The 14267-nt window shown below is 41.4% G+C and carries 10 protein-coding genes; 3 read left to right on the top strand and 7 right to left on the bottom strand.

Annotated features, from left to right (window positions below):
* Together tnpA and G625_RS0101225 are read left to right on the top strand one after the other, a co-directional pair.
* On the top strand, positions 1–215 hold a 215-nt coding region (gene tnpA, locus G625_RS0101230; protein ID WP_029199652.1), incomplete at its 5' end, for an IS200/IS605 family transposase.
* 170 nt (positions 216–385) lie between these two features.
* On the top strand, positions 386–2128 hold the full coding sequence (locus G625_RS0101225) for an MATE family efflux transporter (protein WP_029199651.1): 1743 nt from the start codon (positions 386–388) through the stop codon (positions 2126–2128).
* Positions 2129–2153: 25 nt separating this feature from the next.
* Here G625_RS0101225 and G625_RS0101220 read toward each other — a convergent pair whose 3' ends face one another.
* The 6 genes from G625_RS0101220 to G625_RS20845 all read right to left on the bottom strand — a co-directional run bounded on the left by G625_RS0101220 (position 2154) and on the right by G625_RS20845 (position 11188).
* A complete protein-coding gene (locus G625_RS0101220; RefSeq protein ID WP_029199650.1) occupies positions 2154–2471 on the bottom strand; it encodes a hypothetical protein in 318 nt (105 codons plus the stop codon).
* A gap of 75 nt (positions 2472–2546) precedes the next feature.
* On the bottom strand, positions 2547–4361 hold the full coding sequence (locus tag G625_RS17850; protein WP_049895552.1) for a bifunctional metallophosphatase/5'-nucleotidase: 1815 nt from the start codon (positions 4359–4361) through the stop codon (positions 2547–2549).
* 109 nt (positions 4362–4470) lie between these two features.
* Entirely contained in the window at positions 4471–5478 is a 1008-nt protein-coding gene (locus G625_RS0101210) for a hypothetical protein (protein WP_029199649.1), read from the bottom strand.
* A 198-nt stretch (positions 5479–5676) separates the two neighbouring features.
* The gene (locus G625_RS17845; RefSeq protein ID WP_044931048.1) at positions 5677–7173 is read right to left on the bottom strand and encodes a carbon starvation CstA family protein; all 1497 of its coding nucleotides are present in this window, start codon (positions 7171–7173) and stop codon (positions 5677–5679) included.
* A gap of 434 nt (positions 7174–7607) precedes the next feature.
* Positions 7608–9899, bottom strand: a complete 2292-nt coding sequence (locus tag G625_RS20850) for a bifunctional diguanylate cyclase/phosphodiesterase (RefSeq protein WP_029199648.1) — start codon at positions 9897–9899, stop codon at positions 7608–7610.
* Between the two features lie 101 nt (positions 9900–10000).
* Positions 10001–11188: a phosphotransferase gene (locus G625_RS20845; protein WP_049895550.1), complete on the bottom strand. Its 1188-nt coding sequence runs from the start codon at positions 11186–11188 to the stop codon at positions 10001–10003.
* 329 nt (positions 11189–11517) lie between these two features.
* Between G625_RS20845 and G625_RS0101190 the strand changes: the two genes are divergently transcribed.
* On the top strand, positions 11518–12195 hold the full coding sequence (locus G625_RS0101190; RefSeq protein ID WP_029199647.1) for a hypothetical protein: 678 nt from the start codon (positions 11518–11520) through the stop codon (positions 12193–12195).
* A gap of 96 nt (positions 12196–12291) precedes the next feature.
* Here the strand turns inward: G625_RS0101190 and G625_RS0101185 are convergent, their stop codons facing one another.
* Positions 12292–14217, bottom strand: coding sequence for an EAL domain-containing protein (locus G625_RS0101185; RefSeq protein WP_029199646.1), 1926 nt, complete (start codon positions 14215–14217; stop codon positions 12292–12294).
* Between the last annotated feature and the right edge of the window lie 50 nt (positions 14218–14267).

The raw sequence follows: 14267 nt of genomic DNA, 5'->3' as shown, positions 1-14267 counted from the left end.
CAATACCACCGAAAGAGGCAGTATCCAAAGTCATGGGGAGAATCAAAGGAAAGAGTGCGTTGATGATCTTCGATAGGCACCCGGAATTTCGGGAAAGAAATAATCGACATTTTTGGGCAAGAGGTTATTACTGCGAAACGGTAGGAAATGTTAATGAAGCTACAATAAAAAAATATATAGAAGATCAAACTAAAGCAGATCGTGCGGAAGGATAATGAGAACCACTTTTAAGTGGTAACCAGTAACATTAGAATGGTTTGCTAGACCGCCTTTAGGCGGAATCACAACACTTGCCCCGGAAGGGGCTAACTCAAACCACCAGCAGGGCTGGTGGTACTGACTTTGTGGCGGTATGAAAAATAACATACTGCGGGAGGTTAAACAGTTGAATAATCAGAAGTATCAGTTGCTGTCTGCCGGATACAAGTCGTTTTTGTTTTCGACTCTTGTGATGACAGTTGCCAACAACATAGCTTTCTTTATTGACTCGATTTTTATCAGTCATTTTCTGGGGATTGAAAAGCTGCCTGCGGTTGAGTTGTGTTTCCCGGTTATGACATTTGTCAGCATGGTTTACCTGATGCTTGGTCTCGGCGGCAGTACGCTGGCCCTGAACCATATGGCAGACCATGAAAAGAGAAAAGCTGATGAGACTTTTACTGTTTCAGTGGTGTTCATAACTCTCTTAGGTATATTTTTAGCTGTTTTTGGACGTATCTTTTCAGAACAGTTCGCCGAGCTTTTGAGTCCGGACATATCTTATTACAATGATGTTTTGGATTATCTCAGCATCCTGGTGCTGGGCATGCCACTTGTATGTCTGATGATGTCTCTTGCCTATTTTGCAAAAGCTGACGGAAAACATAAAATGGCTTTTCAGGCAGTGGTCATTTCCAATGTCATCAACATGGTCATGAATGTGGTTCTTATAAAGATTATGGGAATGGGACTTTCCGGTGCAGCCTTTGCTACCATTATCGGATACTTTTCCGGACTTATGTATATGATGAGATACTTTTTCAGCAAGGACCGTCAGCTGGTGCTTGTGAAAATGTCTAAGAAGGCCGTGCTTTCACATCTTCATGACATAACTCTGAAGGGATTTCCGGAGTCCTCTTATCTTCTCATGATCACTTTGAGAGTCCATATTCTCAATATGATAGTTGCAGCCTACGGAGGAAGCAGAGGTCTTCAGGTATTCAGTATTTTCAATAACTGTATCTATATGTTCTTTACACTGGCTCTCGGTATCGCTCAGACACTGGTGCCTTTGGTTATCATTCAGGTAGAGAACGGCGATTATGACAGAGTAAGGAAAATGCTGTTTAAGTCCATAAAAGCAGCATTGGCGGGAGCTCTTGCTCTCTGCTTCATTCTGGAGCTTGCACCTCAGATCATACTCATGCTTTTCAATGTTTCGGATCCTCAGACGGTGGCTGAGTGCATAAAGGCTATCCGCATTTCGGCATTGTCGTTTATGGGAATGGCATTTTGTATTATCATGGTACATTATTTCCAGGCGGTTAAACATTTTACCTACTCCCATATCATCACTATCATGGAGGGACTTGTACTGCCTATAGCGATGATGGGCATATTTGCTCCTTTTTTGGGTGTCGATGGTTTGTATATGGGCTTTCTCTTCATAGAGATTCTGGTGCCGCTTCAGATACTGTTTATGGTGCTTAGGGAAGATTCATTGGTTAATCAAAAGAAATACTCTTTCATGCTTCCGAAGAAAACCGATGACAGACGATTTGAGTTTACCGTAGCTATGAATCTGGATGAGGTTGTAAGCCTTTCAAAGGAAGCCAGCGACTGGGTAAGCGAAAGGACAGATGATGTCACAGCCATGAAGACCTGCCTCGCTGTTGAGGAAATGCTTACCGGCATAACGGCTGGAAACACCGGAAGCAGCGATATGATCGATGTGGTACTGCGTGAAGAGGACGACAAAATTATCATAACCATACATGATACCGGAAGGGAGTTTAACCCCACCATAGTTGATGAAAACTTTGATTATGCCTTTGACAATGCCTACGTCCTTAATAAGATCGCCGATGAGATAACCTACAATCGCGCCATGGGCATAAACAGTACTATGATAAAAATTCAGAAGAAGTAACTGCAATATTCGGATTATACGGGAATCAAAGGTTTATGAAAATTTCATCTCTGAGGCCATCACATCCATCTGTATAACCTGAAAAATACCATACTGTGTCCGGTGAAAAAGCCTGAAATATCTTTTTACAGTTGTCTGAGGAGAGATCCTCTTTGTAGGTTTTTATTCTTTTGGAATATTTAGCAGAAAGCTTAATCGTGGCCACATTATCAGAGTTGTCTGAAATGATGACAACTCTGTAATAATCCGCAATATGGTTAAGTGTTTTCGCTTCAAGACAATTGGTATTTCCTGCAATCATGATACAGGAAGTTGAGTCTTCTTTTGTTTTGATATATTTCATGTACTCACCTTTTAGAGTGGCCGATAAGTTCGAACAGTGGATTTAAAGTGAAATACGTTACATGGTTTACGAATGTTAAGCTGCATCGTGTATTACGATTCTGCCTTGTCCATATGGATCCTTGTACTCGTCACCAATCTCACCCTTTAATGTATCCGAAATGTAGTCTATCAATATCTGGTTATCCAACTTTTGGTCGTTTTGCACCAATTTACAGCCATCGAAAGAAGTGAAACCGTTTCCGTTTTCCTGAAGAAGGTAATTAATACTTGCCACGGTATAGGATTTGGAAGGGTCTATGGGGTCATCGCCTATTTTTACATTCTTTACACGCCGTTTTCCATTAAATCCTGTACACATACCGTTATCATCTGACTGAGCACCGCTTGGGATGGAAGCATCAATTTCGTAACTCATACCTGAAACTTGTAAAAAGCCTCCGTTTTCATCGGGTATTCCCCTGGCGCCCCATTCAAGAACATCGATAATCTGCTGCCCCTTGGCTTCTATCACACAGACAGTATCTCCAAAGGGATTGACATTTATGATGTCACCGTAGGTTATATCTCCTTTAGAAATCTCGGCCCTTATGCCTCCTCCATTTATAAGGCCAATGTCGGCTCCTGTCTGATCCCTGTAAGCATCAGCACAGAGATCACCAAGATTTGTTTCGGCACGCCTTACCATTCTTATCGGCTGTCCGTTCTCATCTTTTTCAGTTGGGTCGTTAACAGTCAGGTCTACTGAGGAGTGGGCAACAACCTGTTTCATAAGTTTATCAGTCTCTGCCATATCCTCATCTATCACTTTTGAAATCCTATTTTTGACGCCCAGAAGATCAGGCAGAGAAACACTATTTGTCCAACTCCATACGTTGGTATCAACGATTCCGCCATCTTTTGTGACGTGGCTGTATCCAATGACATTTAACTTTGTGCCGAGACCAAATCTCGGTACGTCTTTTCCGTCTTTGTCCTTCATGATTACATGCTCTGTATCATGACTATGACCATCAAAACAAACATCTATACCGCTTATGTGTGATATCACATCTTTATAGTTCCAGGGATGGTCGCCTTCATTCATTCCGAGATGTCCTACCAGGTAAACATAGGAAGCACCCTGGGCTCTTACTTCATCTATAGATTTCTGAACTGCTTCATACAGCATGTCGCCGGTATCATCCTGCATAAAATCGTAGATATATTCACCCTTGTCATTCTGGAAATATTTCGGTGTTGAGGTTGTGATGGCCGTGGGGGTAGTGACGCCTACAAAGCCGATCTTTACACCACAAACTTCTTTAATGACATAGGGGTCAAATACCAAATCTCCGTTTTTTCTGAAATTGCAGCTTATCAGAGGGAAATTTGCCATATCAGCTATCTTCATGAACTGATCCATACCGTAATCAAATTCATGATTTCCAACAACCGCAAAATCATAATTCAGGGAATTCATAAGTTTCACAAGATCCTCACCTTTGGTGAGAGTTCCCACAGCTTCGCCTTGAATGAAATCTCCGTTATCTATAAGCATGGTGGTATAGCCTTTATTCTCCAGTTCATCTCTTATATCCTGAAGTCCGACGTACCCGAATCCCTTATCCATGCCGCAGTGAACGTCACTTGTGAATAGAAGGACTACTTCTTGGTTCTTTTCTGCGGCTTTTGGATCATCTGATACGTCCTTGGTTTCAGCCGTTGTACCGCCGGCTTCTGTTCCGGTGGTAGAAGCGTTGGTTTCTACATCCGTTGGTTTTTCGCTGGAAGTCTCCTTGGGAGTGACTTGTATTTCCGGTATTTGATCCATACAGCCGGTCATAAGAAGCATGGCTGTTGTTATTGAAATTAAAGCACGTAAAGAACGTTTGAAGCTGGATTTAAACATGTATTTTTACCTCGATGTAATTGCAAAAAAATGAAAAAAAAAAATAAAGCCGAAATATAGCCTAACTCGCTACATATTTTATCGACTTTATATTTATAATAATAATCTTTTATTTGTAGTCCATTACCAGAAACATCGGTTTAACCTGAACAACCTCGTCATATTCCTTTTGAGAAACAGTAACATCACTGTTCAGCTTCTTAAGGTCTTCCTTCATTATGGTAAAAGCTTCGCCAACGCTGTCAGCCCTGCCCTCTCTTATGACTCTGATCATTCTCTCCAGAACTACAGGATGTGCATACTGAGGCGGAACAGGAAAGTCCTGATTATCCTTCATGGTTTCAGACATATCATTAAGAGCGTCTGCCCATTCCTTCTCCGCATAAGCTTTATTGTTTCTTCCTGTGGGAAGTATCCTTGAGGAAATAACGATAAAGATAAAGGAGAAACCAAAAAGCACAAAGTAAATGGCCAGGCCCTGTCCCTTAATAAGAGCAAAAACACCAAACAGTGCCGAAGCTATGGAAAGCATCAGGATGACCAGTGCAACCTTTTGATAGGTTGGGCTTATGCGTTCGATGACACGCTTCTGTTTTGCAGTTACGGAAAGTTTTGTATACTGCTCAGGATAAGCTTTAACTACTTCCTCTGCCTCCCTCAAAACCTGAACCGAGGTTTCCTGTTCAGGAGAAAGTTCCTTCAGGTATCTCTTCCTTTCCTCTTCTTCAGCCATTCTCAGCTTGTATTCGGCTTCCACGCTGTGAAGGGGCATTTCAGGTCTGATTTTTGAAAGCTCCTCAAGGAACATGTCAACTTCTTCTTCAAACTTAAAATTACACTGTTTCTCAAGTCCGGTGCCGTACTGCACAACGAGGTATGGCATACTTCCGAAAACCCCTTTTCCGGTAAAACCGCCCTTACTCATGGCAACCCTCTTAAAGCACCTGTTTATATCCTTGTAGCTTATGTAGTAAACCCTGTCCAGAAAGAAACTGTTAAGATACAGTGCCTTCTCTCCGAGTCCGCAGGGACCGATCTTCACGCATTTTGCCTTATCTTCTTTCAGTTCCTCTTTTGTTAATGTTGTGGTTCCGAGACATTTGGGCGAAAATAACATATTGGCCTCCGTATAATATAGAAGTTTATTTTTTGTCCACTATATAAATACTCCAAGAATTCTGAGTTTTCACGGATTCTGTAAAAGTATTTATATATTGGTCTGTTCTTATATTAATAAATCGAGTAGGGGTCATCCCCCTACTCGAAAGATATCATCGGTCAAGCTGACATCTGATTATTTAATTGAGCCCCTGCTTTAAGCGTGAGCTGAGTGAACATTTACCTTAGGATCATACTTTTTTGCTGCATTAAGGAAAAGACCAAGGAAGCAAACTGCAACGAGTATTCCGAAGGGATAAGCAAATGTTCTGTTGTTTGTGAATACAGGGATGAGACCTAAGCACTCCGGAGCCATTGAGAAATATGTTGCGGAAACTGCTGACATGAAAGTTGCAGGAACTGCACATACCCAATAGTTTCTCTTCTCTTTTACAAGATACATTGCACCTGACCAGAGAACAAGCATTGCAAGAGTCTGGTTTGTCCAGGAGAAATATCTCCAGATGACAGCATAGCTGAAAAGTCCGAAGGAATTTCCGAATCCAAGGAAAGCACCGCAGCCGAGAAGAGGTACGCAAAGCTTGAGTCTGTTTGCGTAGGACTTCTGATCGATCTTTAACCAGTCTGAAAGTGTAAGTCTTGCTGAACGGAATGCTGTATCACCGGAAGTGATAGGACACGCTATAACACCGAGCATAGCAAGGATAACGCCTACATTGCCCATGGTTTTAACGCAGACATCATAGATGGCTGCTGACTGTCCTGCTGCAAGAGCCTCTGAAAGACCTGTATTGAGACCGCCGTCAACTGCATAGAGTGAACATCCTGCTGCTGCCCATACAAGAGCGATACAGCCTTCGGCTACCATTGCACCGTAGAATACGAAGTGTCCCTGTTTCTCTGACTTAAGACATCTTGCCATAATAGGTGACTGGGTTGAATGAAAACCCGATATGGCACCGCAGGCAACTGTGATGAACATAAATGACCATACAGGAGTTGTCTTTGGATGCATGTTATAGAAATGATCCCAAAGCTCAGGTGTATGGAAACCGTTTAAAGGAAGTCCGATGATTACACCGATGGCCATGACGATAAGGCAGATTCCGAATACAGGGTAAATCTTACCGATGATCTTATCGATGGAAATGAAGGTCGCGATAAAGTAGTAAGTAAGGATGATTGCAAGCCAAACTGCTGTAGTTGCAAAAGCTCCGGTTACACCCTTGTTGGAAAGAAGCTGAACGATAAGTCCTGCAGGACCTACTGCAAATACTGTACCAACCATTACGAGAAGAACTACTGAGAAACCTCTCATGATAGTCTTCATGGTGTTTCCGAGATACTTACCTGTAACCTCGGCGATGGAATCACCGTTATTTCTCTCACTGAGCATACCTGAGAAGTAATCATGTACGCCGCCGGCAAAGATTGTACCGAAGGTGATCCAGAGAAATACTATTGGCCCCCAAAGAGCGCCCTGAAGAGCACCGAAAATAGGACCAAGACCTGCGATGTTCAAAAGCTGAACCAGGAACAACTTCCACTGTGGTAAAACAACATAGTCAACTCCATCATTAATGGCGACAGCCGGTGTTTCACGGTCGTCGGGACCAAAGGTGTTGTCGACTAATTTACCATAAGTAAAATAGCCTGCAATCAGTAAACAGAGACAAAACAAAAAACTGATCATACATTACCTCCTGTGTAGATTGTTTATTAAATTTTCATATTTATTTTAGAATTAATTGAAAGCGGTTTTCAATAGATTTTAGGAGACTTAATAATATCTGTGAAATGTGTAATAAAAAATATTTTTATTTTGTCTATTTTTTGGGTTGATAAATACATAACGAAAAGTAAAACGGTTTAGTGTCATGATTTAAAGAATAATTACCGGAACGGGTCTGACTGGCATACTGAAAAACTCACCGGGAATCATCCCTGACACATTCTTATAAGGGTGTCACGGGTGATCCCCGGTGAGTTCGGGTCTGCCAATAAAAACTGTCGCATCGGCAGGGGTATTGTTCCTTTTGGTTAATTATTGAGATTGCTGCATTTTTGTTCTTTTTAAAAAGTGTTTGTTTTCATACATTCTCTTATCTGCGATTTCAAAGACTTCAGCTACGGTGTATTCATTATGGAATTTCGCCATTCCGCAGGCGATGACGGCACATTTTCTTTCCGGAGTTTTTCATATTTTCCGGATAATCTTTGAAACTCTTTGTTGTGCTTTTCGTCAAGGAATCCTTTGCGCTGATCTGATGAAGATAGTACGGCAACCATTACAGCCGAAACCTTTGTCACGGGATTCACCGCCACTCTCCAGGCCATGATCTGAATGATCTTTCCGTCCTTTGTCATGTCATCAAGGATGATTCTCTTTCCATCCTCTGCACATTGAAAAACTGCATTAAGGGAAAGCTCTCCGTTTTTACCTTTAAAATCAGATAAATCAAACTCATATGTATTGGCGGAATCCGGGAATAGTTCGTCGATATAGGCTTTAAAAGTAGTATTGTATTTTATGATCTTTATGTGACCATCTTTGCATTCAGTCATGACCATGGGCCAGGTATCAAAATAACTGTCACCGCCGTAAATATCATTTGCTGAAATAGAAAGATTATAAAGATTTACTTTACCAAGCTGGGTATAATAATCCTCTTCCCTGGGATTTTCAAAACCTATCTGTATTCCTTCTCTGTTTCTTTTAATGATTTCTTCCGGAGGTATCGGCTTGCAGAAATAGTATCCCTGAAGCATATCGCAGCCGATATCCTTAAGGAATTCAGCCTGTTTTTTTGTTTCGATTCCTTCGGCGATTGTGTCCATTCCAAGTGCCATTGCCATTCTGACGATCTCGGTCAGTATGATCTTTGCCCTTTCACCTTCGTCGAGCTGCCTTACAAATTGCATATCTATCTTAATCAGGTCAAAGGGTACCTTCTGAAGAATCATAGGAGATGAATAACCGCTGCCGTAATCATCCATCCAGACCTTAAATCCCAGTTCCTTAAAACGATTGATTCTATCAATCATGTAGTCAATGTCATCGCCTACGATACTTTCTGTAATCTCTATAACAATTCTGTCTCTTGGAATTCCTGCCTCATCTACACGTTTTCTGACTTCTTCAACGATATCACAGGCATAAAAATCGGATCTTGACAGGTTTACGGATTGAGGAACCAGATAAAGACCATAGTCTGCCTGCTCTCTCATTTTTACCAAAATAGAATCTACAACATATAGATCGAGCTTAAATATGGTGTTGGATTCTTCGAGAGCAGGTATGAATTCTGCAGGACTAAGGAAGCCCTTTACAGGATCTATCCATCTGGACAGGGCTTCCTCATGACATACCCTGCCATTGGCGGTTCTGATGATGGGTTGATAGTAGACCTTGATCCAACCTTCTTTTATGGCTTTGTCAAGATTCTCTACCACATATTGACGATTCTCAATAGCCGTCATCATTTTTTGGTCAAAAACATACAGCTTTGAAGTAAAGGTATTTTTGCCGGAATCACAGGCCATCTTTGCCCTGTCACAGGCAGCACTTATGCTGATGTTCTCATCCTCATAAACATACATACCTATACGAATACGGAGTTTCTTTTCAATATCGATTCCTGCATTACTTGAGACAAGCTGCTCTGCTGCCGAAAGTCCTTTATCCAGATTCGTATAGATGCAGAAGTGATCCGCGCTGAATCTGCTGCAGTTTTCATGGGTGAAAATCCCGACCAGTTTATCTGTGAATTCCTTAAGAACCTTATCGCCCTCTTCCATACCATATTTTTGGTTATATACCTTCATCCCATTGAAATCGGTAAAGAGAATAACAGGCTTTTTCCCTTTTTCACGGATTCTTTTGCAACCCGCTTCCGCAAGCTCAAAGAAATAAGTCATGGAAGGAAGACCTGTCAGATAGTCATGACTGGTCTGTGCGATAATGCTTCTTTCTGCTAATTGATTCTTAAAAAGATTCATCATGAAGTCTTTTTCGTTTTTGCCGTCTTCAACATAGGCACCCTGGTCCGTATACCAGATAAAAGCCAGACGTGTACCGTCTTCCTTGTGAATATGTCTTCCGTAGGCATGGATGATCCTGTATTCTCCATGCGTTTTGGATCTGTAGATCACATCATAGGCACCGCCTTCAGTTGCGAAACGATAGGCAGCATCCCCCAGAGTAGCCATGTCATCAGGATGTGTATCACGGTACATGTTGTTATCCATGAGAGCATAAACATCTTCTTTTTTCATGCCCTCAAATCCGAACAGATCAATGAAGCCTTGGGAAAGAATTATGGTAATCACTCTTTTATTTATAAACTGATAAACAGCGAAGGGAACATGACTTTTCTCCATCAGTTTAAGTTCTTCGTCACAGTATCTGTATTTTTCCAATTGAGCCCCTCCTGAATTCAATATGTAGGATTAGTTCTTGTGGTATTACTGTTCTATGAAACAGATTTAATCCTGCAAATTATTTAGAGATCATTGTTCTCTCAGATCCATCTGGGTACCGGGTAAAGTGTATCCATCATATCGAAGAAAGCTGCCTTTTCTTTTTCTATAGCAGGCTTTCTTATATCTCCGGAGATGGTCGGGTTTGTCACCAGCTCGAATATCTGATTCATTTTTGTATAACCGCCAAGAACCCTGTTCACCTCAGGGATATCATCACTATGTATCTCCCCAAGGTATGAATGAAGAATTGTGTTCCAAAGAGGTTTTAATATATCTTCTCCGAGACCCATCATAGGTTTTGTCCAACCGGCTTTGGCTCCTGTAACATAAACCTGATACATTCCCATAAGATCCCAGACAGGATGTCCGGTTCCTGAATCATCAACATCTATAAGGATGAACTCATCATCCATCAGCATGATGTTAACGGGATTAAGATTCTGATGGATAAAGGTATTTCTATGAGGAATAGTGCGGAGGAGTTCATGTACTCTCTCTGCTTCCTCTGCCGTGTAGACGCCTATCTCCTCAAGATATTTCAAGTTCCTTAGATACGGCACCCTGGCATCCGGAAGAACTCCCGTTTCAAACTCGGTTGAATGAAGTTTCTTTATAAAGCCTGCAACGAGCTTGCCGTACTTTTCTGTTTCTTCGGGGTGAGATGAAAGAATGCTTGCCAAAGAACCTCCTGACATCATTTCAAAAACGAGACCGTAATGGGGCCCCACTTTAACCATGTCGAAAGGTATTGTCGTAGGAATTCCTCCTGTAAAAATCTTTTTGGCAAGTTCCCTGTCCTTTTCTATCTTCTCCCGGGTATATAAATCTCCCTTATAAACCTTCACTATGGTTTCCGGGTCAAGACGATAAACTTCACAGTTTGGAGCACCGCCCAGTTTTTCACAGCCCTCAATGGAAACTTTCCTGAGGACTTTTTTTACATTAAACAGATCTGTAAACCCTGTTGTTTCGAAAATATCATATACATCACGGCTTACTTCTGTTACAGTAACCGGTTTTCCCAGTTGTTTTCGCACCTTCATGAGAACACGCAGACCCGCACTGGAAATATATTCGAGTTTTTCAGCATCAAAAAGGATTTCCTGCCCTGGTTTCAGGTCATTGATTATCGATAATATCTCTGTTTCAACTTTTGCGGCGTTGTCTGTATTGATCCTTCCCTCAAGGTATATGGTGGTTTTTCCTTTATCTGTGTCTGTTCTCATGCTGCGGCTCCTTTGTATTGATCTGTGAAACGGAGCTATAAAGAAAAGCTCCGGCCAAAAATATCATTATCAGGGCATTCAGTACCCATACACATTAATTTCGTCAAAATAATAAGGAGATATAAGGATTTTTAATCCGTATTTATATAGAAAATGAAAATAAAAAAATGTTGTGTCAGAAAGCATGCCTTATCTCATACTTATTTTTTGTCGATAAATATAAGTAATAAAGAACCCTGAAGGGAGTTTGTGATATTGCCCGTCGTGGTATGAGTATTGAGTGTTCGGGAGACTCATCCCGGAAATTATGTTTAGGAAAGGAGTAATGAATGAAGTACAACCTTAGAAGAAAAATTGCTGCCGGTCTCGCTGCTGCCATGCTTTTAAGTGCAGTGACTGTCAGCCTGTCAATTGTTTCATTTGCGGCAACGTCCTCAAAGGTGACCGGAAAATCGACTGCAGCCAAAAAGAAAGAGCTTTCTATTGGTGAGGTTAAAAAGAATGTTTATGTGAATGACTATTTCGGCTTGAAGCTTGCTGTTCCTGACGGATTCACTTTTGGTGATGAAGCAGCGGTTGCTGAGATAGACGGATCAACCGAGGCATTTATAAAAGATAAGGATGCTGTTATAAAGACTATCAAAAAGGGTGATCCTGTAACCGTTGCTTATGCTGATAATGAAGACAATTATGATAATATCAATGTCACTATAAATCTTGCCGATGTTGAAACAGATCTCAAGAAGCAGCTTGAAGACAGCATTCCGGAAGTAAAGGATACCCTTAAGGAAATCGGTATCACACCTAAGGAGGTATCTGTGGTAAAGGCAAAGGTTTCCGGAAAGGATACATATCTTCTTACCACACATGGACTGATAAGTGATGAATATGACATTTATCAGAAGCAGTATATGGGCACCGAAGGTGATTATACTGTCTGTATCACTTTCACAAGCTTTGCAAGAGATGATACTGATGATATGATCAAGCTCCTTGAGCTGGATTAATACTAAAAAACAGAGGAGTTCAGGTTTTTCCTGAACTCCTTCTTTGCTGTCATCGGGGACGTTTGTCGTCGGCGAGAAACGTCCCCGATGGTTTGTTTATTGTTGAAGCTGATTTTTCATGTATTCAATGAATTCTTCCGGCGGCAGCGGCTTCGAGAAGTAGTAACCCTGCTCATAGTCGCAGCCAAGCTCTGCCATCTTGTTTTTCATCTCTTCTGTTTCGATACCCTCAACAACTATTGCCATGTTGGAGCGCTGGAAAAGTTTTATAAGATCCGGCAGGAATTCAGCTTTTCCGGCGAAGAAGGATCTTGTGAAGGTCAGATCAATCTTTACAACGTGGATCGGAAGATTCATAAGGCTTGTCAGATTCGATGCACCTGTTCCGAAATCATCAAGAGACAGCTCTGCACCCATGGAACGAAGTCCTGCTATCTGCATCTGGATCATTTCGTAATCTTCTATCAGAGACTCGGTTATTTCAAAATCAAACATGTTCATGGATAAACCATGTTTTTTGGCTATATCCGAAAGCTCCTCTGAAAGACTGTGGCTCATGCACTGTATGGGTGAAAGATTTACATTGATATATTTAATCCCTAATTTTTTGGTGTCGGTGTTTTCAAGGAAGATACAAACCTTTTCAAAGATCTGCCGTCCTATTTCGATGATATCTCCGTTCTTTTCTGCTATTGAAATAAAATCAAGAGGTGATATGAAGCCCAGGCTCGGATCATTTAATCGTGCCAATGCCTCTGCCCCTTCTATTATCCCTTCTTTAACAGAATAGATGGGCTGAAAGTAAACTTCAAATCGGTTTGTTGCGATGGCATCTTTAACGGCTTTTTCCAGGGACTTCTGTTTCTTAACGCCTTCAATCATGGCATCGGAGAAAACATAGTTTCCGCGGCGATTTTCTGAATAGGCATTGATCCTGGAGTATCTTGCCAGATCACCCATGGTTAGATCATTGTTGTTTGCCAGATATGCAGGCAGCATCATTGCGGATATCTTCATGGTTACCGGAGTATCACAGCTATTTTGGAAAGCTTCATACTTTTCTTTCCAGTTTTTCATTATTGCTTCCGGCTCTGCAGGCAGCTGTCCCTTCATAAGAATGATAAAGGTTCCGTTTCTGGTATAAAAACAATTATAACCCGGGTAATTCTTCATTACCCAATCTGCCATTCTCTTTAGACTTTCGTTCACCTGGCTGATACCGTAAACAGACTTGGATGTTTCATAGTTATGAACGATCATGACCAAAAGACTATAGGAAATGTTTCTCTCCCAGTAATCGAAGCCTATCATGTCCAGAGCTTCTTTGTTTAGAAGCTTCGTCCTGCTGTCCCGGTATAGATCGGGATTTTCCGTGGTGAGGAAAATGATGAGTATGGAAAGAATGCTGAAATAACTGGTTACCAGCATATGGTAGAACTGCTTTCTGATGATGATACCGAAAAGCAGAAGCAGATTAAAGGAAAGAAGTCCGCCCTTGACTCTGGGTGACAAAGTCTTCCATTTAAACAAAACTATAAGGATCGATAATATGATGTAAAAATAAGTATCAAAATAGATAATGCCGTAGAGAGAACAGTTATGATAACCATCTGCCGCAATGGTATAGATAGCCGAGGTCCAGGGGGTTGAAAAAATCAGGAAGATCGCTACCATGGCCGGGATGGAGGCAATGACCTTATACAGAGAGTTGTTCTTGAGGAAATGTGAGGTTTCTGCAGTATAGGCAAAAAGTGCCCAGCCTCGTACGATGAATCCGAGAAAATATGCATGATTGATGGCATACATGACCCACAGAGGAAATTCTGTCCAGATCTCATTCATCTCACAGGAAATGATATCGGCCGAAGTCATCACCAGATTGGCAACCATAACAAGCCAGAAGCAAAAGCTCTGGCCTACGGGAAGATTCCTTCGTACTCCATAAAACACAAGAAGTATTATCTGGATAGGAATCGTTGCTATGGCAAAGTCGTAGTTAAAGTCACTTATCCAGTTAATCATCAAACTCTCCTATTTCTGTAATACAATAAGCATCAGCATCGTCCTGTTTT

Origin of the sequence: Oribacterium sp. NK2B42, assembly GCF_000424445.1 — a bacterium.
GTDB lineage: Bacteria > Bacillota > Clostridia > Lachnospirales > Lachnospiraceae > Oribacterium.
The sequence above is the reverse complement of the archived record's forward strand: the minus strand, read 5'-3'. Positions and strand labels throughout refer to the sequence as shown.

Bases quoted from the DNA above. Each gene is read 5' to 3' on its own strand.
- G625_RS0101210 (WP_029199649.1), bottom strand. From the start codon at position 5,478: ATGTTATTTTCGCCCAAATGTCTCGGAACCACAACATTAACAAAAGAG.
- G625_RS20845 (WP_049895550.1), bottom strand. From the start codon at position 11,188: ATGAGAACAGACACAGATAAAGGAAAAACCACCATATACCTTGAGGGA.
- G625_RS0101190 (WP_029199647.1), top strand. From the start codon at position 11,518: ATGAAGTACAACCTTAGAAGAAAAATTGCTGCCGGTCTCGCTGCTGCC.
- G625_RS17850 (WP_049895552.1), bottom strand. From the start codon at position 4,361: ATGTTTAAATCCAGCTTCAAACGTTCTTTACGTGCTTTAATTTCAATA.
- G625_RS0101220 (WP_029199650.1), bottom strand. From the start codon at position 2,471: ATGAAATATATCAAAACAAAAGAAGACTCAACTTCCTGTATCATGATT.
- G625_RS0101185 (WP_029199646.1), bottom strand. From the start codon at position 14,217: ATGATTAACTGGATAAGTGACTTTAACTACGACTTTGCCATAGCAACG.
- G625_RS17845 (WP_044931048.1), bottom strand. From the start codon at position 7,173: ATGATCAGTTTTTTGTTTTGTCTCTGTTTACTGATTGCAGGCTATTTT.